This window comes from Bacillus sp. UNC41MFS5 (assembly GCF_000686805.1).
On sequence record NZ_JMLP01000010.1, the window covers coordinates 261,180 to 284,046 of the forward strand.

General features: G+C 38.2%; 26 protein-coding genes. 1 reads left to right on the forward strand and 25 read right to left on the reverse strand.

The features are described from left to right. Nucleotides 1–116 precede the first annotated feature (116 nt). From panD to BR30_RS0104180, 10 genes are all read right to left on the reverse strand, one after another. Nucleotides 117–500, reverse strand: a complete 384-nt coding sequence (gene panD / locus BR30_RS0104135) for an aspartate 1-decarboxylase (protein ID WP_026563900.1) — start codon at nucleotides 498–500, stop codon at nucleotides 117–119. Between the two features lie 29 nt (nucleotides 501–529). Then, entirely contained in the window at nucleotides 530–1,378 is an 849-nt protein-coding gene (panC, locus tag BR30_RS0104140) for a pantoate--beta-alanine ligase (RefSeq protein ID WP_026563901.1), read from the reverse strand. Beyond that, nucleotides 1,375–2,211 (reverse strand): 3-methyl-2-oxobutanoate hydroxymethyltransferase, encoded by an 837-nt coding sequence (panB, locus tag BR30_RS0104145; protein ID WP_026563902.1) that lies wholly within the window; start codon nucleotides 2,209–2,211, stop codon nucleotides 1,375–1,377. The genes panC and panB overlap by 4 nt, the downstream gene beginning before the upstream one ends. Nucleotides 2,212–2,453: 242 nt before the next feature. Next, complete coding sequence (locus tag BR30_RS0104150; RefSeq protein ID WP_026563903.1) at nucleotides 2,454–3,431, reverse strand: biotin--[acetyl-CoA-carboxylase] ligase; 978 nt, start codon at nucleotides 3,429–3,431, stop codon at nucleotides 2,454–2,456. Further along, complete coding sequence (locus BR30_RS0104155) at nucleotides 3,416–4,615, reverse strand: CCA tRNA nucleotidyltransferase (protein ID WP_026563904.1); 1,200 nt, start codon at nucleotides 4,613–4,615, stop codon at nucleotides 3,416–3,418. Before BR30_RS0104155 ends, BR30_RS0104150 begins: the two co-directional genes overlap by 16 nt. Before the next feature lie 10 nt (nucleotides 4,616–4,625). Continuing rightward, a complete protein-coding gene (gene bshA / locus BR30_RS0104160; protein ID WP_026563905.1) occupies nucleotides 4,626–5,753 on the reverse strand; it encodes an N-acetyl-alpha-D-glucosaminyl L-malate synthase BshA in 1,128 nt (375 codons plus the stop codon). A gap of 2 nt (nucleotides 5,754–5,755) precedes the next feature. Further along, nucleotides 5,756–6,466, reverse strand: coding sequence for a bacillithiol biosynthesis deacetylase BshB1 (gene bshB1 / locus BR30_RS0104165; protein ID WP_026563906.1), 711 nt, complete (start codon nucleotides 6,464–6,466; stop codon nucleotides 5,756–5,758). Continuing rightward, complete coding sequence (mgsA, locus tag BR30_RS0104170) at nucleotides 6,459–6,875, reverse strand: methylglyoxal synthase (RefSeq protein ID WP_026563907.1); 417 nt, start codon at nucleotides 6,873–6,875, stop codon at nucleotides 6,459–6,461. Before mgsA ends, bshB1 begins: the two co-directional genes overlap by 8 nt. Before the next feature lie 11 nt (nucleotides 6,876–6,886). Then, entirely contained in the window at nucleotides 6,887–7,690 is an 804-nt protein-coding gene (gene dapB, locus BR30_RS0104175; protein WP_026563908.1) for a 4-hydroxy-tetrahydrodipicolinate reductase, read from the reverse strand. A 5-nt stretch (nucleotides 7,691–7,695) separates the two neighbouring features. Continuing rightward, nucleotides 7,696–8,022 carry a nucleotide pyrophosphohydrolase gene (locus BR30_RS0104180; RefSeq protein WP_035445060.1) on the reverse strand — a complete coding sequence of 109 codons (327 nt, stop codon included), beginning with the start codon at nucleotides 8,020–8,022 and terminating at the stop codon, nucleotides 7,696–7,698. A 215-nt stretch (nucleotides 8,023–8,237) separates the two neighbouring features. On the opposite strand from BR30_RS0104180, the gene BR30_RS0104185 reads away from it, so the two are divergent. Further along, nucleotides 8,238–9,110: a YitT family protein gene (locus BR30_RS0104185; RefSeq protein ID WP_026563910.1), complete on the forward strand. Its 873-nt coding sequence runs from the start codon at nucleotides 8,238–8,240 to the stop codon at nucleotides 9,108–9,110. A 27-nt stretch (nucleotides 9,111–9,137) separates the two neighbouring features. Here the strand turns inward: BR30_RS0104185 and ypjB are convergent, their stop codons facing one another. From ypjB to aroC, 15 genes are all read right to left on the reverse strand, one after another. Continuing rightward, entirely contained in the window at nucleotides 9,138–9,929 is a 792-nt protein-coding gene (ypjB, locus tag BR30_RS0104190; RefSeq protein WP_026563911.1) for a sporulation protein YpjB, read from the reverse strand. Between the two features lie 66 nt (nucleotides 9,930–9,995). After that, a complete protein-coding gene (locus tag BR30_RS0104195) occupies nucleotides 9,996–10,589 on the reverse strand; it encodes a lipoprotein heptaprenylglyceryl N-acetyltransferase LhaT (RefSeq protein WP_026563912.1) in 594 nt (197 codons plus the stop codon). A gap of 76 nt (nucleotides 10,590–10,665) precedes the next feature. Then, nucleotides 10,666–11,439 carry a menaquinol-cytochrome c reductase cytochrome b/c subunit gene (locus tag BR30_RS0104200; RefSeq protein ID WP_026563913.1) on the reverse strand — a complete coding sequence of 258 codons (774 nt, stop codon included), beginning with the start codon at nucleotides 11,437–11,439 and terminating at the stop codon, nucleotides 10,666–10,668. A 66-nt stretch (nucleotides 11,440–11,505) separates the two neighbouring features. Then, on the reverse strand, nucleotides 11,506–12,180 hold the full coding sequence (gene qcrB / locus BR30_RS0104205; RefSeq protein WP_026563914.1) for a menaquinol-cytochrome c reductase cytochrome b subunit: 675 nt from the start codon (nucleotides 12,178–12,180) through the stop codon (nucleotides 11,506–11,508). A gap of 1 nt (nucleotide 12,181) precedes the next feature. Continuing rightward, on the reverse strand, nucleotides 12,182–12,688 hold the full coding sequence (locus tag BR30_RS0104210) for a QcrA and Rieske domain-containing protein (RefSeq protein WP_035445024.1): 507 nt from the start codon (nucleotides 12,686–12,688) through the stop codon (nucleotides 12,182–12,184). A gap of 143 nt (nucleotides 12,689–12,831) precedes the next feature. Continuing rightward, nucleotides 12,832–13,293, reverse strand: coding sequence for a YpiF family protein (locus BR30_RS0104215; protein WP_026563916.1), 462 nt, complete (start codon nucleotides 13,291–13,293; stop codon nucleotides 12,832–12,834). A gap of 110 nt (nucleotides 13,294–13,403) precedes the next feature. After that, complete coding sequence (locus tag BR30_RS0104220) at nucleotides 13,404–13,970, reverse strand: ReoY family proteolytic degradation factor (protein WP_026563917.1); 567 nt, start codon at nucleotides 13,968–13,970, stop codon at nucleotides 13,404–13,406. Between the two features lie 34 nt (nucleotides 13,971–14,004). Continuing rightward, a complete protein-coding gene (locus BR30_RS0104225) occupies nucleotides 14,005–15,270 on the reverse strand; it encodes a tetratricopeptide repeat protein (protein WP_026563918.1) in 1,266 nt (421 codons plus the stop codon). A gap of 21 nt (nucleotides 15,271–15,291) precedes the next feature. Beyond that, nucleotides 15,292–16,194 carry a hypothetical protein gene (locus BR30_RS0104230; protein ID WP_051633454.1) on the reverse strand — a complete coding sequence of 301 codons (903 nt, stop codon included), beginning with the start codon at nucleotides 16,192–16,194 and terminating at the stop codon, nucleotides 15,292–15,294. 393 nt (nucleotides 16,195–16,587) lie between these two features. Next, nucleotides 16,588–17,877 carry a 3-phosphoshikimate 1-carboxyvinyltransferase gene (gene aroA / locus BR30_RS0104235; RefSeq protein WP_026563920.1) on the reverse strand — a complete coding sequence of 430 codons (1,290 nt, stop codon included), beginning with the start codon at nucleotides 17,875–17,877 and terminating at the stop codon, nucleotides 16,588–16,590. 27 nt (nucleotides 17,878–17,904) lie between these two features. Then, nucleotides 17,905–19,011, reverse strand: a complete 1,107-nt coding sequence (locus BR30_RS0104240) for a prephenate dehydrogenase (RefSeq protein WP_026563921.1) — start codon at nucleotides 19,009–19,011, stop codon at nucleotides 17,905–17,907. A 34-nt stretch (nucleotides 19,012–19,045) separates the two neighbouring features. Continuing rightward, complete coding sequence (gene hisC, locus BR30_RS0104245) at nucleotides 19,046–20,134, reverse strand: histidinol-phosphate transaminase (RefSeq protein WP_026563922.1); 1,089 nt, start codon at nucleotides 20,132–20,134, stop codon at nucleotides 19,046–19,048. Nucleotides 20,135–20,188: 54 nt separating this feature from the next. After that, nucleotides 20,189–20,563: a chorismate mutase gene (gene aroH / locus BR30_RS0104250; protein ID WP_026563923.1), complete on the reverse strand. Its 375-nt coding sequence runs from the start codon at nucleotides 20,561–20,563 to the stop codon at nucleotides 20,189–20,191. 16 nt (nucleotides 20,564–20,579) lie between these two features. Next, nucleotides 20,580–21,650, reverse strand: a complete 1,071-nt coding sequence (gene aroB / locus BR30_RS0104255; RefSeq protein ID WP_026563924.1) for a 3-dehydroquinate synthase — start codon at nucleotides 21,648–21,650, stop codon at nucleotides 20,580–20,582. Next, nucleotides 21,650–22,822 (reverse strand): chorismate synthase, encoded by a 1,173-nt coding sequence (aroC, locus tag BR30_RS0104260; RefSeq protein ID WP_026563925.1) that lies wholly within the window; start codon nucleotides 22,820–22,822, stop codon nucleotides 21,650–21,652. The genes aroB and aroC overlap by 1 nt, the downstream gene beginning before the upstream one ends. Between the last annotated feature and the right edge of the window lie 45 nt (nucleotides 22,823–22,867).

The following is a 22,867-nucleotide window of genomic DNA, read 5'->3' on the forward strand; positions in this document are numbered from 1 at the left end:
AAAGAAAAAGTATACACTACTAGGAGCTTTTGATTCTACCACTAACTTTTCGATTATAATTAATATGTATATTATATAAAACTCTCGTTAAAAAAGAAAAATCCCCTGAACGGGGATTACATAATCGTTAGTGCAGGTTCAGCATGGATCATTTCTTTAATCCGATTATCTTCATCCATGATAGCCACTTTTGGTTTATGTGCTGCTACTTTTTCTTCAGCAATAAGCGCATAGGAGATGATAATGACGATATCACCTTTTTGAACAAGACGGGCGGCTGCACCATTTAAACAAATGACTCCACTGCCTCTTTCACCTGGAATAATATAAGTCTCTAGGCGTGCACCATTATTATTGTTAACAATTTGAACCTTTTCATTGGCAATCATTCCAACTGCATCTAAAATATCTTCATCAATTGTGATACTGCCCACATAATTTAAATTAGCTTCAGTAACAGTGGCACGGTGAATCTTTCCGTTCATCATGTTGCGAAACATATCCTATTCCTCCATTTCCCTTAGTCCTATCAATCTATTTTTGTAATGAAATTGTCTATTAAACGAACCTTTGTAAATTTTACAGCGAGTGCAATAATAATGGTACCCTCTAATTTTTCCAATGGCTTTAATTGTGGATAGGAGTAGATTTGGACATAATCAATTACACCAGATGATTCATTACCAATCACTTCACGAATCATATCAATTAATTTAATAGGATCTCTCTCACCTTTATCAATAGCGGCAAGTGCTGCTTGAAGACTTTGATAAAGAATAGGTGCTTCTTGTCTTTCCTCCGGCATAAGATTAACATTACGGGAACTCTTAGCCAGTCCATCATTTTCCCGGACAATATCTACTGCTACAAGATTTACAGGAATATTAAAATCTGAAATTAGCCCTTCAATAACCGCAACTTGCTGGGCATCTTTTTTCCCAAAATAAGCACGTGTTGGCATAACGATGTTAAAGAACTTTGTAATGACTGTAGCAACTCCATCAAAATGCCCAGGGCGTGAACTCCCACATAAAACATCTGTGCGCTCCTGTACGGTAACTTTGACTGAAAGGTCGGTTGGATACATTTCTTCTACACTTGGATAAAACAGAAAATCGACCATTTCACTTTCAGCCAAGGCACGATCACGCTCAAAGTCACGCGGATATTCCGCATAATCCTCTTTCGGACCAAACTGTAATGGATTCACAAATATACTGAGGACGACGGTATCATTTTCTTGTCTAGCTCTATTTAACAGTGTTAAATGTCCTTCATGCAGAAAACCCATCGTTGGAACAAAGCCAATCGATTTTCCTTGGGACTTTTCTTTCAACATTAACTCCTGCATTTCCTTAATTGTGGTGATTACCCTCATTTTATACCTCCATAAAGCCCTTTCAGTTCCTGCTCTTTCATTGTGAATGAATGCTTATCTTCAGGAAACCGTTTGTTTTTAACATCTGCTGCATATGCTTGAATAGATTCGACCATAAATGGATTTACGGAATGGTATTGTTTCACGAACTTCGGTACACGCTCAACACCATAACCAAGGATATCATGATAGACAAGCACTTGACCGTCTACCTCAATCCCAGCACCAATACCAATAATAGGTATAGAAAGACTTTGTGTAATTTCCTCAGCCAATTGTTTTGGGACACATTCAAGAACGATGGCGAACGCGCCTGCTTCTTCACATTTCTTCGCATCATCTATTAATTTTCTTGCTGCCTCGGCATCTTTCCCTTGTACTTTATACCCGCCTAATACCCCAACTGATTGTGGAGTTAACCCCAAATGTGCACACACTGGGATGCCTGCTTTCGTAAGAGCAGTTATTTTTTCTAATACATCATCTGCACCTTCAAGCTTTACCGCATGAGCGCCTGTTTCTTGGATGAGTCTGCCTGCATTCATTAGAGTATCCCGGACAGATAAATGATAGGTTAAAAATGGCAGGTCCGCGAGAATAAATGTATCTTTAGCACCTCGTTTTACTGCTTTCGTATGATGGATCATGTCTTCAAGCGTCACCGGTATGGTTGAATCATACCCTAAGACAACCATACCAAGGGAATCTCCCACCAAAATAATGTCAACTCCACCTTCTTCTGCTTGTTTAGCAGAGGGGTAATCATACGCAGTTAACATGACAATTTTTTCGTTATTTTCCTTCATTTTCAAAAAATCTGTTGCTTGTTTCATCCATTTTTCCCTCCTTTTAGTTGGGAGAGGGGATTAGAAGATTTCCAAGAGCAAATAAAAAGATCCTTCTGAAGGCAGAGGATCCCTATTACTCAATTACATGCTTCATCCCTCTGTCCCGGTCCGTTAAACGGATCTAGGCAGAAACCTTTTAAATTGTTGTTTATTACACAAAGGTGCAGTTCACCATGGATACTGCCCATTGGAATGAATTATAGCAAATTTCTCGAAAAGTTCAAGCCTTATAACTCAATATCCGCTGAATAAATTTGGTGAATGAAACCAGTCTGATCCTCTAGTTTCAACACTCCATCATCTGTGATTCCGAGTGCTCTACCTTCAATGGTCTTCGTTAATGTTCTCGCTTTAATGTACTTACCGATACTGCTGGCATAGCCCTCCCATAAAAGCTTTATTGGTAAGAAGCCCTGTTCCAAATACATTGTATACAAATTTTCAAAGTTCTTGAGGATACTTTTAATTAATTCCGCCCTCGAGACAGTTTCTTTTTGCTCAATAAAAAGGGACGTGGCAATTTCTTGAATTTCTGCTGGGAAATCTTCTGCCTTTTGATTCACATTGATACCTATTCCAATAATTATCGAATGAATTCGATCGGCTTCAGCCTGCAGCTCAGTTAATATTCCAGTGACCTTTTTTCCACTAATTAGAACATCATTAGGCCATTTGATATCTGGGATTAAGTCTGTCATTTCTTCAATAGCTTGAACAATTGCAACCGCTGCTAATAATGTTAATTGTGGCGCATTACTAAGAGGTATATTTGGACGCAGGATCATGCTCATCCAAATCCCTGTATATTTCGGAGAATGCCATTTACGGGCCATTCTGCCCCTGCCTGACAACTGCTCTTCGGCGATAATAACCGTTCCTTCTGGGGCATCTTCAGAAGCCATGCGATGGGCAATCTTCTGAGTAGACTCAACAGTCTCCTCATAATGGATATTTCTTCCCATGAAGTGAGTTGTTAAACCAAGTCTTATTTCATCCGCAGTTATTTTTTCTGGGGTCTTTAAAATTCGATATCCCTTATTTCTAACTGCATCTAATTCAAAGCCTTCTTTTCTAAGTTCCTCTATGTGCTTCCAAACTGCCGTCCTAGAGCAGCCAATGAGTTCAGCTAGACGTTGACCTGACAAAAAGTCATCACCGGCATTTGTAAAGGCATCAAGTAATTCTTTTCTTATTTCTGATTGCACTTCAGTAGCCACTCCTTGATTTTTTCTTTGTTATTTTCTAGCTGACAAGTTAAGATTTTGTTTTCAATGTTTAATAGCGTTTCCTTTAGCCATGGTCCGCCCCTTTTATTGTACCAATCCATTAAGTCATTCCCTGAGACATTTATTTCTGCACGTTCTTTAATCGGAAGAGAATCATACATTTTTACCCAATGTTCAATCGATCGTACATCCTTAATTCGGTTAATCACAAGGTAGAGTCTTTCTGTTGAAAGGATCGTGTCACGGCCGGCAGAATAGAGGTCATAAATAGACCATTCTTGTTCAAGTCTTTTATATAAGTAATGGACCGTTCGTCCAATCTCTCTTATTTCCTTAATTGCTAGCCGCCAGTCTTTTAGAAATACCTCGATCTCTTTTTCTTTTAACTGTAAACAATAAATTAATAATGACCACATTTCATTAATATTAAGAGTGTTACTTTCAAAGCCAATCATTTTATCTAAAGACTGCCTCATTCCTTTTAAACCAGGCAAATATAAATAAATATTTGTATCGAGTAGGATATTTAGTGCGGTTGGCTTATTTTTTCCGATTAACAGTTTTTCAAACTCTGTTCTTTTTCTCTCAACAGCAATCTTCTCAAGTAAATGAACCAGACTGGATAATGCGGTGACAGTTCCTGCTTCAATTTGAAATGAAAGTTGACTGACAAACCGTACGGCTCTCATCATTCTTAAGGCATCTTCTTGGAATCTGTCATTTGGACTTCCGACGGTTTGAATTATTTGATTCTGAATTGCTAAATATCCGTTAAATGGATCAATCAGTTTTTTATTCCTGTCCATTGCAATGGCATTCATTGTAAAATCCCTGCGCTGCAAGTCATCCTTTAGATTTCGAATAAAGGTAACCTCTTTCGGTCTACGATAATCTTCATACTCCGATTCTGTTCGGAAGGTAGTAATTTCATATGCCCCATTATTAACCAAGACCAGAACCGTGCCATGTTCTATTCCAATATCCACTGTTTTCGGAAAAATTTTTTTCACTTCATCTGGCGTTGCACTAGTCGCAATATCCACGTCATTTATCTCTCTTTTTAAAAGAAAATCTCTAACTGATCCGCCAACAAAGTAGGCTTCATAACCGGCATCCTCCAACTTTTCTAAGACAGGAATTGCAGTTTGAAATGGGTCTGTCATTTCCTTCACCTTAATTCAGTAAATTAAAATATATTTGTTCATATTGTTCAACGATTTGATCCGCTTTAAATTTGGTTTTTGCTGTGTAAATGGACTGTTTAGAAAATTGCTGATGAAGTGCTGCATCATTTAAAACTGACAATGCTCTACTGGAAATAGCCTCGATATCTCCTACTTCACAAATAAATCCATTGGCACCATGATTTATAACCTCTGGTACACCGCCAACATTCGTCCCAATACAAGGGACACCACATGCCATCGCCTCTAAGGCAACAAGGCCAAAGCTTTCTTTCTCTGATAATAACAACATTAAATCACTAATCGAGTACAATTCCTCTAAACTCTCTTGTTTTCCTAGAAAAATGACTTGATCTTCTAAGCCCAACTCTCTGACAAGCTTACAAACGATGGTCATTTCGGGACCATCACCGACCAACAGTAATTTCGCAGGCATTGCTGATGCAATCTTGGCAAAAGATTTCACTACATCTTTTACTCGTTTTACTGGACGGAAATTGGAAACATGAATGATCACTTTCTCTTCTTCCCTTATCTCAAAATCTGACTTTAAAGCAAGTGAATCTGTTTTTTTATAGATACGGTCATCAATAAAATTATAGACTGTTTCAATTGTTTTATCCGGATTGATGAGGTCATAAGTTTGATCAACAAGCGCCTTCGAAACAGCAGTTACCACATCAGATTTTTCTATTCCAAATTTAATCGCATCTGTCAACGAAGGATCATACCCTAAAACGGTTATGTCTGTTCCGTGCAAGGTAGTGACGATTTTAAAATCTCGGTGACTCATTTGCTTGGCTAATATAGCACAAACCGCGTGAGGAATAGCATAGTGAACATGAAGCAGATCTAATTTTTCCCGATTAGCTACTTCCGCCATTTTACTTGCTAAAGCAATATCGTAAGGTGGGTACTGAAATAAGGAATATTGATTCACTTCAACTTGATGATAATAGATATTATGGTAAATTTTGTTCAACCTAAAAGGGATGCTTGATGAAATGAAATGAATTTCATGACCTTTTTCAGCCAGCATTTTTCCTAATTCCGTTGCTACCACCCCTGAACCGCCTACTGTTGGATAGCAAGTAATTCCAATTTTTAGTTTCCTCATGGTTATTCTCCTATCAAATCTCGATTCAAAAGAATGGGAACTTTCGTTTTGAACCCTTCAGCAAATGTAACCCCAACGAGCTTGCCAAACATTCTTTCCCTTGCCTCTACTGTTTCAATATACCCATTTACAAGCGGGGTATTGTAGGTTTCTTCTGTTTGCTGGAATTGGCTCTTATACTCCCTTAATGCTTGGAGTTTTTTATCTATGTATTGAGAAATATCGATAACAAAATCTGGTTTATGAAAACCATTAATCATATAAAAATAAACTCTTTCTACTCGGTGGGCTGGTTCATTTCCTTCTGTTACATATTTTCGTATTCCAGCAGAAAAAACTGCCTCCTCCACTAAACTAGCACAATTTCCATGGTCTGGATGGCGGTCTTCAAAATAAGGCGCAAACACAATTTGAGGCTTATTTTTTCTTATGACCCTTGCAATTTCTCTTATGTTTTCTTCTTTAAGAAATAACCCCCTATCTGGAAAACCTAAGGAGGTTCTACATGAAACTTTTAGCACTTCAGCTGCTTTCGCTGCCTCTAACTTTCTTAATTCTACGTTCCCATTTGAAGAGAGGTCGGCATCTGTTAGATCACAGATACCCACACGTTTTCCTTCAGATGTAAATTTTGCAATAGTCCCCGCCATGCCTATCTCGACATCATCCGCATGGGCACCAAATGCAAGGACTTCAAGGTGTTGATTAATCATTAATTCCACCATTCTCTTTAATTATATTTCTCCATTCAATAAGCCCCAGTTCTAAACCTCTTATTAGCAATTCTGCAGTTCCCATATTGGTTGCAAGTGGTATGGAGTAAACATCACATAGCCTTACTAATGCAGTAACATCTGGTTCATGCGGCTGAGCGGTTAATGGATCTCGGAAAAAGAAAACAGCATCCATATCATTTTGGGCAATCATGGCACCAATTTGCTGGTCACCGCCAAGCGGTCCGGATTGGAACCGTGTAATACTCAATCCTGTTGCATCACTAATTCTTTGCCCAGTTGTCCCAGTAGCAAATAAAGAGTGCTTCGAAAAAATATTCTGATAAGCTATCGCGAACTGCACCAAATCATTTTTCTTATTATCATGAGCAATTAAAGCAATATTCATTAAAATTCCTCCTACCCTAAAATATTTTCAAGGCCATAAACAAAGGTATTATGTGACATCACAGACTCCACTGCCACTTTTACCCCAGACATAAACGATTCTCGGTTGTAGGAATCGTGCCTGATTGTTAAAGTCTGACCATCTGAGCCGAATAAAACCTGTTGATGCGCGACCAATCCAGGCAAGCGGACCGAGTGAATATGCATTCCATCAAAATTCGCTCCCCGTGCACCTTCTATTGTTTCTTTTTCATTAGGGTGGCCTTGATTTTTTGACTCTCGAACTGTAGAAATCATTTCAGCAGTTTTTACCGCAGTTCCAGACGGTGCGTCCAACTTCTGGTCGTGGTGCAACTCAATAATTTCTACATCATCAAAATATTTTCCAGCCATTTGGGAAAATTTCATCATTAACACAGCACCAATGGCAAAATTCGGTGCGATGATACAACCCAGATCCTTTTCCTGACAAATACGTTCTAATTCCTCTAAATCACTAGTGGTAAATCCTGTCGTACCTACAACTGGGCGTACATTGTAAGTAAGCGCAGTTTTTGCATGGTGCATACCCACTTCAGGAGTGGTTAGATCAATTAACACATCTGCTTGAACATTTTGCAGGCATGTTTCAACATTTGAATAAACTTGCACATTATGTATTGAATGAAAACCTTCTAAATCGCTTAACATGATTCCATCATACTTATGATCCACAGCTGCAACTAGTTCAAAGTGTTCGGTATTAGTGACCAACTTAACTGCTTCGCTCCCCATTTTGCCACGCGGCCCAGCGATGATAATTTTTACTTTTTCCATAACATTCACTCCATTTTTCCTTCATTTATTCTTGTCCAACGATCTTTGTCTCTTGTCTTAAATTTTGCCATGACATAATCATGTGCATCTTCGAGGCTAATATTTAAAGAATTAGCAAAGCAAATTAATACAAATAAAAGATCCCCCAATTCTTCCTCAATCGCTTTTTCAGTTTCACTAGTTTTTTTGGGTTTCTCCCCATAGTAATGATTTACTTCTCTAGCAAACTCCCCTAGTTCCTCTGTAAGTCGCGCCAGCATTGCCAGTGGACTGAAATACCCCTCTTTAAATTGACTAATGTACAAATCTACTTCTTGCTGAAGGTCTTTCATCGTCTTTTCATTGGCCAATTTGTCTTCACCTCGTTATTATGACTGATACTTATGTCCATTTTCTTATTCATTGTTTATGTTAGCTAAATTATCTGGGTTTTACAAATGTTTTCATTTATATTTAGTCTTTTTCACTACTCATTGCTCTAGCATTTTTAATTCGATATAATAAAAACCGCCATATAAGAGAATTTATGGCAGAGGGGGGATTATGAATGTTAACAGGACTTAAATTTAAAAACATATTGTTCATCCTTTTAGGGGCTGCAATCATGTCGTTTGGACTTGTCAATTTTAATATGCAAAACAAGTTGGCTGAGGGTGGTTTCACTGGGATTGCGCTCTTATTTTATTTCTTGTTCAAGTGGGATCCGTCCTATTCAAATTTATTTTTAAATATTCCACTTTTTTTTATTGGGTGGAAATTGTTAGGACGGAATACATTTTTATATACCATAATAGGCACGGTAGGAGTATCGATTTTTTTATGGATATTTCAACGCTATGCCATTGAGATGCCACTTGAAAGTGATTTAACATTAGCTGCATTATTTGCTGGAGTTTTAACAGGCATTGGTTTAGGAGTAATCTTTCGTTATGGTGGAACAACGGGCGGAGTCGATATTATTGCAAGGCTCGTCCAAAAATATGCAGGCTGGAATATGGGGAAAACGATGTTCTTATTTGATGCATGTGTTATCGCCTTATCACTAGTTACATATTTAAATTATAAACAGGCAATGTATACACTTGTAGCTGTTTTTATCGGTGCAAGAGTCATCGATTTTATCTTAGAAGGTGCGTATTCTGCAAGAGGGGCGATGATTATTTCGGAAAAAAACGAACAAATTGCCGCAAAAATTATGGAGGAAATGGACCGAGGAGTTACTGCCTTAAAAGGTTATGGATCATATACAAAAAGTGAACGTGAGGTCTTATATTGTGTTGTGGCTAAAAATGAAATCGTTCGGTTAAAAAATGTAATCACCTCGGTCGATCCTCATGCCTTTGTTTCCATTACCATAGTCCATGATGTTCATGGAGAAGGATTTACCCTAGATGAAAATAAAATGCCGTTAGTAGATTAAAAAGCAATGTCCATGGACATTGCTTTTTTATTTTAAATCTCTCGATCGGTCTTTTTTATGGTTCTTGTCACCTTGATATTTTCTCCAGCCCACGTAGGATAATGTCATGATAATAATGCTTCCAGTGGATATAATAACCCACCAAATGTTAGGATCTGCCTCATCCTCTTCCATGTTGGAAAAGAGTTTGACTAAGTCCGTATCTAGTTTATCTAATTCCTGCTGACTTTTCGTATCACTTACTACTAAGGAACGGTATTCATTTATAAAATCAATCCGTGCATCTAATCTTTGTACATTTTCTACGGACACATCAATTTTCATACTTGGATAGATGACATTGTACAAAGATAAAAATGAGTTGAAGTTTGTATGAAAGTTTCCAGAATCACCTTTTTTAGCGGCATCTTTTGCTTGATGAAAAGCAGTCATAATTTGATCTTCCATTTCAACCCATAAGGGTTGATGACTTGTAGCTATCGCATCAATAACAAGTCGAAATTTGACTAATTTATTAATTCGTTCCTCATACTTCATGTTGGAACTAACCGCCGCTTCCATTGCTTCATCATGGGAGGTGTTAATTATTCTCACCTCATCCATGGTTAATGGTGGATCCGTACCAGTAATACTAGTGAACTGATTTGAAAAATAATCAAGGAGTCTTTTTGCATCTTCATATCTATGAAACTTCACCATTTGGAGTGCTTCATCTGAAATATCATCCAGCTTCTCCATTGGCGATTGTTGTTCTGCATAAATAGTTGTGGGAGTAAGCATCATGATAATTACAAATAAAAATAACCATTTGATTTTCAATCCTTGTCCCCCCTTTCATTACTAATAAAATGTATGTATGGGTGGACAAGGTTAGACCATATTGGATTATTTTATTTCAAGTTTATACCGATTTGGCCGAATGGAAAAATAATAGGCAAGCGCGATGGAAAGAATCGAGAGCCAGAAAGTAAAATAGCCAATTTGCGGGGTGTAGCGGTCAAGCATATGATAGCTTGGCAACATAAAAAAAACATAATCAATCACATCATTATGTAATGTCCAGATAGCTGTGATGATTAAATGCCACCATTTAAAACGGTAAAATGGAGCATATAAAACACCTTGGACAGCCATTGCGAAATGGGAAAATATCAGCATATAGCCAACTGCATCAAGTTCTCCTTGGACAAAGTAGACTAAAATGTTCATTACCACTGCCCAAATTCCATATTTAAAAAGTGTTACAATCGCCAGAGCCTCTATTAAAGGCCAGTTTTTTCGTAATAGAAAGGCAATCAGAACGAAAACAAAAAATAGACTAGCAGTTGGGCTGTCAGGAACGAATGGCAGGAAAATTGCAGGTGTTTCTTTTAGTTGCCATCCATACCAGTAATATCCATATACGGTTCCTGCTATATTGATAAATAATAACAACTTCATAATTGACCGATTGGCCAAGAGAGGATAAATCCAACTCACAAGCAAGCTCCTTTCACTATTTTTTCATGAAGAAAAAAGCTGACGATCGTTCGTCAGCTTTTCAACAATTCGATTATTACTTACCAAGACCTGAGATAAATTCAGAAAGTGTTTTAAGTTCTTCATCAGTACCTTTGAAGATTCCGGCCGGCATCTTTCCGCCTTTACCTTCTTTAGCAATTGTGGCAATTTCTTCTGGTTTCAAGCCAGTACCTACTAATGCAGGAGCACCGGCACCACCTGAAAGATTTTCACCGTGACATGTAATACATGTATTAGCACTTGCTATTTTATAGCCGGCACTTGACTTATCAATATCAACCTTTGCAACAATTTTACCTTGACGTTCAGCCTGTGCCCAGTCATGTGTCGCAACAGATTCCCAAGTTAAATACACGGTGGCAGCTAACGCCAAAAGCATAGCTGCAGTTGCAACTGGACGCTTCATTGGACGTCGTTCCGGACCATTATCCAGGAACGGAGCTAATAGTAAGCCTCCAAAAGCAAGTCCTGGCATAATCATTGCCCCGATAACCGTATACGGTCCGGATGCATATGAATATTTTAGTAATTGATACAAAAATAAGAAATACCAGTCTGGCAATGGAATGTACCCAGTATCAGTAGGGTCCGCTATCCTTTCAAGCGGAGCCGGATGGGCAACAGTTAAACATAAAAAGCCGACAAGAAATACGGCTCCTATCATCCATTCTTTCAAAAGGAAGTTAGGCCAGAACGCCTCTGTTTTACCAGGGTATTCAGAGTAATCTTTCGGAATCATTTTTTTTCGTTCAGAAGGTGCTAAAACACGTGAATCACCAACGAACTTTAATCCTTTACCGCGATGCATCGAGCAATCCCCCTCCTTTTTCCGTAGTTAGTAGAAAAACATCGATTGTAAAAAAAAGCCGTTTTTTTATAGTGGTCCAGAAATACCTTGTTTACGAATCATTAAGAAGTGGGCTCCCATTAATCCAAGCAATGCACCTGGCAGGAAGAATACATGAATCGCAAAGAAGCGGGTTAATGTTTGTGCACCAACAATATGTTCATGTCCTGCAAGTAAAACCTTAACCTGTGTGCCTATAAATGGTGTTGCTTCGGCGATCTGCAGACCTACCTTTGTTGCAAATAACGCTTTCATATCCCATGGTAATAAGTAACCTGTAAAGCCTAAGCCAAGCATTACGAAGAAAATAAGCACTCCGACTACCCAGTTTAATTCACGAGGTTTTTTATATGCACCTTGGAAGAAAACACGTAGTGTATGTAAGAACATCATTACAAGTACTAAACTTGCGCCCCAGTGATGCATACCACGGACAATTTGTCCAAAAGCAACTTCATTTTGAAGATAATAAACCGATTCCCATGCGTTTTTAATATCTGGTACATAGTACATGGTTAAAAACATACCAGAGAGAATTTGAATGACTGTAACGAAGAATGTAAGACCTCCAAAGCAGTATACAAACGCTGAAAAGTGATGCGCTGGATTAACATGCTCAGGTACTTCATGGTCTGCGATATCGCGCCACAAAGGCGTAATATCTAAACGTTCATCTACCCAATCGTAAATCTTGTTTAACATGTTACGCCTCCTTCCGTGGTTCAGCTTTACCTAAATAAAGAAAACCGTCTTTTTCCTTGAATGGATATACATCAAGCGGGTGAAGTGGTGGTGTACCTGGAACGTTGGTTCCATCCTTTGTATAACGGCCATAATGGCATGGACAGAAGAACTGGTTTGGATGTTCCTTGTCTGTATTCCAGTTAACCGTACAGCCCAAATGTTTACACGTTGGTGAAAGGGCTACAATTTTACCTGCATCATTCTTATAAACCCAAGCAGTATTTGTTACCTCTGACTCGTACCATGCATCCTTTTGCTTAAAGGTAAAGTCAACCCGAACCGGTTCGTCCGTTATTTCAGAAATCTTTTGCTTTGTTGCGATGAAATCTCCGCCTTCTTCAGCCTTTAAAACAGGATCAACTGCAAATCTTACCATAGGCATTAACATACCAGCTGCCATGAAGCCGCCTACCCCTGTTAATGTGTAGCTTAAAAATTGACGTCTTGAAACGCGTTGCTTACTCATGCTTATATCCCCCCCTCTATTCACGAAGTTAAGTCCAACGGACAAAATTTAAACACATATAAAACTAGGACATAACAATGATATATCAATCTTCATGTTAGGTCAATATCATACTATTTTAAAAACATGCTTAAAAGATGGTTTTACTCATTTTCATGCCATTTTTGCGTAAATAGATCTAATAATTGTTTTACTTGACTATCGACAACTGCCATTTTCTGTGAATCATTCATATGTTCCAGCGGGATTGATGGAAGCCATATAACTGTTCCAGATAGTTCTTCTCGTGTTCTCCATTCAATTTCGGATGTTATGTAAAATATGTGTTTAAACTCCCCCTTTTTAAGGCTATCCTCCCAATCCTTCAAATCACTAATAGTATTTTCACCATTTTTGGACTTCAAATATGTATATGGAGGCAATAATAATAATCTTCCTGTAAATTGCCTTTCTAAATGGCCTGTTAGCAATGTGATAAATTCTACACCGGTCGCAGACTGTTTCATCTCCCCCCCAACAGAAACGGCCAGTAACGGTACAACAGCTGTGTCTACATACTCCTTTGCATTCAAATACGTCTCAATATCTTGAGGTGTCCATTTCATATCTATGCACCAACCTTTTGATTTCACTATTATTATAATATCATTTTCTACAGAAACAATAAAAGATATAGGGCAATAATTAGAAAAATTCCAAACAAAAAGGAAGCTGCTTATCGCACGCTTCCTTTTTGTTCAGTCATTGTTAATGTATTAAGTTTTTGTGTCAGGATTTGAAATGTCTTTCGATCTTGATTATCTAGGGCCTCATCGATTAATTGAAGGATTTTCTCACGTTGAAAGTGTTCGATACTCCGCTGCAGTAGTTGTTCTGCAATGATGCCATCCTTCTCATTCACTTGCAGGTGTTTGGGAACGTATAAATTTTCTTCGAGAACCGCAGCATACTGGTGTGCCTGATTAGCAGCATGAAAGTTTAATTGGATAAAAATATCCTCATCACGATTTAAGCGAATATCGTGAAAGGACTTTTCAGCATCAGTAGTCATCACATTTTCTTTATAGAATCTAAATGGTACCTTATCCACGCAATGTGTAGACATAATTAAACCTCTCGGACAATACTGTGCTTGCTCCACAAAATGGACTTTCTCCATTAGTTGATCGTGGCTCATTAGATAGTTAAGAATCCAAACACATTCTCTTCTCTTTAATTGATAATGATTTAAAAACCAACGAATAAAGTCCTTCTTCTCGTTGACAGAAACAGGGGTTGCCATGATAGTTTCCCTCCTCTGCAAATTCAGCTTTTTTTTAATCTTTCAACCCTGTAAGACGTTCAAGTAAATCCATATACTCCCCGTTTGTTGGATCTTCATTTAGCAACTGTTTAAAAATTTCGGCGGCGGTGTCACTTTTTCCTTCTTCAATTAGAAAATAACCGTAATCCTGTAAAAATGTTTCATTTTTCTTAAAGAAAGTATATGCACTTTCATATTTGTCTAATGCGAAAGAAAATTTTTCTAACTTCTGATAACTTACTGCAGCATCCCATAAAAGTTGAGGCTCTTCATCTTCTTTAATATCAAGTTCAGTAATTAAATCAATGATGTCCTCATATCTTTCTTGAAGTAAAAAGAGTTTATTTAATGTGAGTGCTGCTTCAATAAATCCTGGGTCTAAGGCAAGTGCTTCGCGGAAATACTGTTCTCCTTCTTCCACTTTTCCAATTTGGGTGGCTATTTTCCCTCCAAAGAAAAATAACTCCTTATTAAATTCATCTTGTTTTATGCCTTCTTGAATGGTAATTAAACTATTTTCAAGTTCCCCCTCCCTTTCATATGCTAAAGCAAGGTGTAAATATAGCGAATGATATTCTGGATCCAGCTCTTTTAATTCAGTGAATTTTGCTATAGCAGTCTTGTAATATCCTGCCTGAAGTGCCGTAAAACCATAGCCGAATAAAGTGTTAATCTCTAATTTTTCATTAATTGCCTTTTCATAATAAACCAATGCTTCCTCAAACATTCCAGATACACTTAAGAGATCTGCAATCCGTTGATCTATATTTACACCGGCTATTTCATTTTCTTCTTTTAAAACCTTTTCATATGCTTCCAGTGCCTTGGTCACTTCACCTTGGTCACTGTAAAGTTCACCTAATGCAAAATCTATGATGATTTCATCTGGCAACATTTCCTTTGCCTTCAGAAGTTTTCTTTCACAAACTTCATATAAACCTTGAACCTGATAAAGGTCCGCTAATAAAAGTAAGGATTGTCCAAAATTTGCATCATGTTCTGATATCTTTTCAAGTACAAGAATGGCTTCTTCGTCTTCCCCGGCTTCAACTAATATTTCACCTAACAGAACAAGAAGCTCACCTTCCTCAGGGAAGGTTTCTAATAAATTTTCTATTAATGACTTTGCCTCTTCTAAAAAACCATATTGATACATTTCTTCGCCAAGAATGAACTTTTCATCTGGCATGCCATTTTGTAATACATAATTATATTCAGTTAAGGCCTCATTATGTTGACCATTTTCTAACATGGTAATAATTTTATTAACTCGTTCCATTGACACTTACCTCTCGTTCTCCTAGATTGACAGAGAAAAATAAGACGGGATTCGCACCCTAACATGTTCTCCATTTCCAGGTTTAAATATCACGTCACCACCTGCTCGTAGAACATCCCCCTTGTGGACGGTTACTACGAGTCTATCACTATGATAAAGAAATAAATTCACATCATCAACATTCTGGCCTTCATTTATTTTTGTATACAAATTATAACGCACTTCTGTACCAGACATTAAACTAGCTTTTTGCGGATATACACCAATTTTATTTAATACAGAAACAGCCAATGGGCTATTTTCTTCAATTTCTTCATAAAGAGCGGGGATATTCTCTCTATTCATGATACCTTTCCATTTCGACAAAACACTCTTCACTTCCTTCTTGTGAACGGAAGAAATTATTGGGATTAACGGACTGTTAAAGGGAAACATTGCTTCTTTAATCCAACCCCAGGGAATTTGCTCTAATTCTTGATGTGATTGAAGGTCAACAAAAATAGCTGGTACTTTTTCCTTCTTACATTTCCTAATAAACGATTGAGTAATCAAACGAACAGGTATTCTTACCCCGATGAGATAGTCAATTGGGCTGCTTAAGAGAGCCGTTTTCAACGCAGATATCTTTGTGGATAATTCATTTTCGTAGGAAACATTAACATTTGTGAACAAGGTGGTGCAACCTTTCAACAAAAAATCTTCAATCAAACACTTTTTTAATTCTTGAAAGGCCCTTATTTGTGGAATATTTGAATTAAATAGAACATAAGTAGGGGCCATAATATATGGATTGGCATTCATTTTTATTAACCGATAATAATTGAAATGCGAGTCAATCTTCTCTATTCGTTTGTTACTAATTAATAGTGAACATGTTTTTAATTGCTTGTCTTTCAGGAGATTGGCATTTTCAATGATATACATTATCCACCACCCTTTTCATTGTGTCCTATTTTCATCTTTCACTTTTCCCTTTAAGACAAGCTATGCGAAAATTCCAAAAACTATGCCGTTCTATTTCGGAAATATAACATATATAAAATTAATATATAGGCTTTGCAACATGTCTGTTGATTTGCGCTCCAGGCACTTCGCTTTCCGCGGGCGTGCCGGGGAGCCTCCTCGTCGCTGCGCTTCTGCGGGGTCTCCCCTGCCCCGTACTCCCGCAGGAGTCTTCGTGCCTTCCGCTCCAATCAACAGAGTGTTTTCATAAAGACTTTCAACTCCATAAAAGTCGGTTATATGGCTAGGACAAAATAAAAAAATTGCCGAGAAGAATACTCTTTCTCGACAATCTGGCTGCATTAAATTGCAGCTTTACTTAATAAGACTATTTAAATGATCAAAGAAGTTCGGATATGAAACAGAAATGGCTTCTGGGTTTTCTAGCTCTGCTTTTTCTTCACAAAGGAGTGCAGCTATGGCCAGCATCATTCCAATTCGATGATCGCCATGACTTGAAACAGTTCCACCACCTAATTTGGTTTTTCCATGAATAATCATACCATCTTCAGTTGCTTCGATTTTAGCACCTAAAGTTTTAAGTTCATGAACAACTGTATCAATTCGATTTGTTTCTTTAACTTTTAATTCCTCGGCATCCTTGATAATTGTTGTACCTTCAGCCTGTGTGGCTAATAGGGCAATTATTGGGATTTCATCAATTAATTTTGGAATTAAATCTCCTTCAATAACGGTACCTTTGAGACTGGAAGTCTTAATAATAAGATCCCCCATTGGTTCAAATGATGTTTCCTCGTTTTGAACAATTTCTAAGTCCGCACCCATTTTTTTCATTACTTCGATAATTCCCGTTCTTGTTGGGTTCAGCCCGACATTTTTCAAGACAACTTCACTTTCAGGAATTATGGCACCTGCAACTAAAAAGAAGGCTGCAGACGATATATCCCCAGGAACGTGTACATGCGTTCCGGTTAGTTTTTGACCACCATTGACGATAATCATTTGGTTATCCTTGTGGATCTCCCCGCCAAATTTAATGATCATTCTTTCTGTATGATCACGTGTTTCTTCCGGCTCAATAATCACACTTTGTCCTTCTGCTTGCAGTCCTGCAAGAATTAATGCAGATTTAACCTGTGCGCTTGCAACCGGAAGTTGATAATTTACAGGTTTTAATTCACCGCCACGAATAGAAATGGGTGTGTAGGAACCGTTGTTACGACCGTCTATTCTTGCACCTAATTCCGATAATGGGTTTGTTACCCTCGTCATTGGGCGTTTCCCGATTGACTCATCACCAACAAGGGAGGAGAAAAATGGTCTACCTGCCAATATTCCCATTAATAAACGAATCGTTGTTCCAGAGTTACCAACGTCTAATACTTCATTGGGTTCGGTTAACCCTTCAAATCCTTTTCCAATAATGCGAAGCTGACCATCAGATTCTTCTATGGTAACTCCAAGTTTTCGAAAGCACGAAATCGTGCTTAAGCAATCTTCCCCAGGTAAGAAATTGGATACTTTGGTTTCACCGTGAGCAATCGAACCAAACATAACTGACCGATGCGAAATTGATTTATCCCCTGGAATCGTTATTTCTCCGTTTAAGTGTGTTATGTTTGTCTTCAGTTTAAGAGACGTCATGAAAAATCACCTTTTTTATTTATCATTTTAAGAACCAATAGATGTAGCATAACTAGAATAGGATCCGATACATCGTTCCGCTTTTTGACGGTCCTCTTCTGTTTGAAAACTAATTACTAAGACACCATTTATATCTTCACGTGTTTCTAAAATTCGAATATTTGTGATACTAATTTCTTCCTTCGCTAAATATCCGGTAATTTCGGAAACCACCCCTGGGTAGTCCGGTACATCAACAAATAAATCATAAAATGCCGGAATCGCACCCTTATCTTTTTGAGGCAGACCATCGCGGAATTGTTTTGCTTGGTGAAAATAGTCATATATTGCCGTACTGTTTTCATCTTCAAGCAGCATTTTGACACCATTCATCTCTTCTTGCCACTGATTGAGCAATTCAATTAATATCTCACGATTGTGGAGGAGAATATCCTTCCACATCTTCGGACTGCTTGAGGCAATCCGGGTAATATCTCTAAACCCGCCTGCTGCAAGTCGCGGAATTAAACTCTCTGCTTCAGCTAGCTTTTCAGTTTGGCGTACAATTGAGGCAGCAATGATATGAGGAAAATGACTGACAATCCCGGTAAGATAATCGTGATTTTCTGGTGTGATGGTTAAGAACTTGGCTTTAGTTCCCATTAACCATGATTTTAATATTTTTACTTTTGAATCTTCTATATGATCCTTTGGCGTTAACAGGTAAAATGCATTTTCAAATAGAATTTCTTTGGCAGCAGAAACACCACTTTTATGTGATCCCGCCATTGGATGCCCGCCGATAAACGTGATTCCTCGCTCTTTAAGGCTTTTGGCACTTCCAACAATCTTGCTTTTTGTACTGCCTGTATCTGTCACGATTACCTCTGGATGAAGAGGGAGACCCGCAAGGAACTGGATAATTTCCTCTGTTTCATTTACAGGTGCAGAAATAATAATTAAATTAGCATCAATTGCGCCACTTTGGATATCTTCAGCTATTTCATCAATGACCCCAAGCATTTTTGCTAGTCTTGCCTGTTCACTATTAATATCAAATCCTACAATCGTTGCATCCTCATGTTCCTTTTTTATACATAGGGCTAGAGAACCGCCAATTAATCCTAAGCCTATAACAAAAACACGGCCTTTCAATGATAACTCCCCCTAAAAACAAAGCAGAACTGTTTTACTTTTGTGATAAAAATTCTCCTAATGCATTGAGAACACCTTCATTTTGTTCAAATGATCCCACTGTAATTCTAACCCCGGTAGGAAAACCAAGAGCTTTCCCGGAACGAACAATATAGCCTCTTTGCATTAGATTTTGGAACACCACGTCCCCATCTGTTTTACAATCAATTAAAATAAAATTGGTTTGTGATGGGTAATAGTCGAGTTCATACTTCCCACAGAATTCATAGAACTGTTCTAGTCCCTGCCTATTTTTTTCTTTGCAAATGTTAATAAATTGCTGATCTTTTATGGCTGCAGATGCCGCTAATTGACCTAAAGAACTTACATTAAATGGCTCCCGAGCAGGTTCAAGTGCTTTAATAATTGAAGGATTGGCAACCCCATAGCCAATTCTTAAAGCAGCGAGACCATATATTTTTGAAAAAGTTCTCAGGACAATTAAATTTTCATACTTTTGAGCTAATTTAATGGAATCATAGTAATCTTCCGCAACTACATATTCATAATAAGCTTCATCTAGTACGACCAGAATATCAGCAGGAACTTTTTCTAGAAAAGCGTTTAACTTAGCTTCAGGTATATATGTACCTGTAGGATTATTAGGGCTGCATAGCCAAATGACATTGGTCTGATCATCAACGGCTGCCAACATAGCATCTAAATCATGGTTTCCGTTTACAAGCGGAATTTCCTTACAAATCGCCCCTTCAATCACTGCGTTATGCTTATATTGTGAAAAGCTAGGTGTGGCCATAATTGTGTTGGCATTCGGATGTAACAGTGCCCTTGAAATGATTTGAATTAAATTATCGGAGCCATTTCCAAAGATTAATTCTTCTTCATCAATCTGCAAAAAGGCTGAAAGTGTCTCTCGTAATGTAGTTGCATAGCCATCTGGATATATAGCCAAACTTGTTTGATTTGATTGAAGTGCATCCAAGGCTTGAGATGAGCATCCAAAAGGATTTTCATTTGATGCTAGCTTCACTATCTTGTCAAGTTTATATTGCCTCTTAACTGCTTCGATTGATTTCCCTGGTTGATAAGGAGTCAGTTGTAATAACTGCTCTTTCCATCTCATATTTAGTCACTCCGTTCGTAATAAGTTATTCTATTACAGCTTTACCGTTTTTGCTTATTTTGCTAGGCTGCCGCCGAGGTCGGGCCTCAGAACTGTTGCACCTTTTAAGTATACATGAATAATTTCTTCTTGTGGTTTGTTCGTATTAACATGCATCATGACCCTGACACACTTCTTTAAAGAATTCGGAACTGGTATTTCCTGCATACACATCACAGGGACGTAAGTCCACCCCTCAAATTTACGAAGTGCCTTTGCCGGGAATGCTGCGTTAACATCATCGGTTGTTGAAATGAAAATTGACCCAACTTGATCTGGTTGAATATGATTTTCTTCAATTAACCTCGCAAACAGTTCTTCTGTTGCAGAGATGATTTCCTCCTCGGAATTCTGGTCAATCGTAATTGCTCCTCTTACCCCTCTAATCAAGAAAAGCCCCCCTTATTTAATTACTGATTAATTGTTCGTATAATACCTTTTCCGATATTTCCTTAACTGTGGGCTGACCCAATTGTTCAAGTAGAACAAAGTGAATTGCATCCCTAACTGACTTTTTATCCTGCTTCATTTTGTTGATTAATTTTTCATGGGATAGATTTCCCGGAATTTTCGATTCATAACCTAGTCTTTCTATCCAGTTTGTAAATTCCTCTATATCGAATGTAAGACCTAGTAATTGGTTACTTAGCCTTAGGGCATAAATCATTCCTATCATCACTGCTTCCCCATGTGTAAAGTTCCCATAACCCATCTCTGATTCAATGGCATGCCCTAGTGTGTGACCAAAATTCAAGTAAGCCCTAATCCCCGTTTCCCGTTCATCTTGACCAACAATTTTACCTTTTACCCTTATACCTTTTATTAAAGATTCAGATAACATCTCCATTGGTAAGTTTTGTAGGTCTTGCACATTATCTTTTAACCAATTATAGAAATCGACATCATCAATAAGTGCATGTTTAATAACCTCAGCAAAACCAGAACGAATTTCATGAACTGGTAGTGTTTTAAGGAAGTCTAAATCATAAAATACTGCTTCTGGCTGATGGAAGGCCCCAATCATATTTTTCCCGAGTGGATGATTAATGGCTACCTTGCCGCCAACTGCACTGTCATGAGCTAATATAGTAGTTGGCACTTGTATAAATGGAATGCCCCTCATAAAGGATGCCGCAACAAATCCTGACAAATCCCCAACAGCCCCGCCTCCAAAGGAGAGAATGACAGACTTCCGGTCTAGTTTGTTTTCAAGTGCTGTTGAAAGCGCATCATAGTAAACTTCAAATGTTTTTGCTTTTTCCCCACTAGGAGCAGTAAAAATTACAGGATTTAAAGATTTCAACTCAAACAATAAATGTTCCAGATGAAGCTCAGCTACCGTTTCATCGGTTATAATTAATATTCGAGTTAGACCGTCAAAATGGTTCGCTAAAAAAGGGCCAATTTCTTTCCTTACCCCTTCTCCAACATAGACATCATAGTTTTTGGAATCTGTATGGATTTGAATGGTTTCCATTAAAATTCCCTCGCATATTCCCGCTGTCTTTTAATTTCCTCTGCAAAAGTCTCAAAACGGTCACTATAAAATTGTTCAACCAAAGCATTTGCAAGTTCCCATGCAACCGCATGTTCTGCAACAACAGCTGCAGCAGGCACTGCACAACTGTCTGAACGCTCGACACTTGCTGCAAACGGCTCTTTTGTATCAATATCAACGCTCATTAAAGGTTTATATAATGTTGGGATGGGTTTCATTACACCCCTGACCACAACCGGCATTCCTGTTGTCATACCACCTTCAAATCCACCCAGGCGATTAGACTTCCGGTAATAACCTTTTTCCTGGTCCCATGCAATTTCATCATGAACTTCACTTCCAGGTTTCCTTGCAGCCTCAAAGCCAATGCCAATTTCTACTCCTTTAAAGGCATTTATACTCATAATAGCGGCTGCCAATTTTCCATCCAATTTCCGATCATAATGTACATAACTTCCTACACCTGCTGGCATACCCGTAGCGATTACTTCTACAACTCCGCCTATTGAATCCCCATTTTTCTTTGCTTCATCAATCGCAGCCATCATATCACTTTCCACGGTAGAATCAGCACATCGTACAGGCGATATTTCTGTCTTTTCCTTCAATTCATTAATAGAAATGGAGCGATCAATACTAGCTTTAATTCCGCCTATTTCAACCACATGGGACACTATTTCAACACCCACTAATGATAAAAGCTTTTTGGCTACGGAACCTGCGGCAACTCTCACGGTTGTCTCTCGTGCAGAAGAACGTTCAAGGACATTTCTCATATCCCTGTGTCCATATTTAATGGCACCGTTTAAATCCGCATGACCCGGACGAGCACGTGTTACCTTCCGTTTTACCTCATCTTCTTGTCCTTCTTCTAGCGGTTCTGCTCCCATAATCTTTGTCCAATGCTTCCAGTCATTGTTCTGAACTACTAATGCAACGGGTGAGCCGAGAGTGTACCCGTGACGGACACCTGAAACAATTTGAGCTGTATCCTTTTCAATTTGCATTCTTCTTCCACGCCCATAACCTTTCTGACGCCTAGATAATTCTTCATTTATATCTTCCAATAATAATGGCATACCTGCAGGGAGGCCTTCTATAATCGTTGTTAATTGCGGCCCATGGGATTCTCCTGCTGTTAAATATCTCATTCCCATATCACTTTCCCCCTTCAACTCATTAAAGTTTTGTATCAA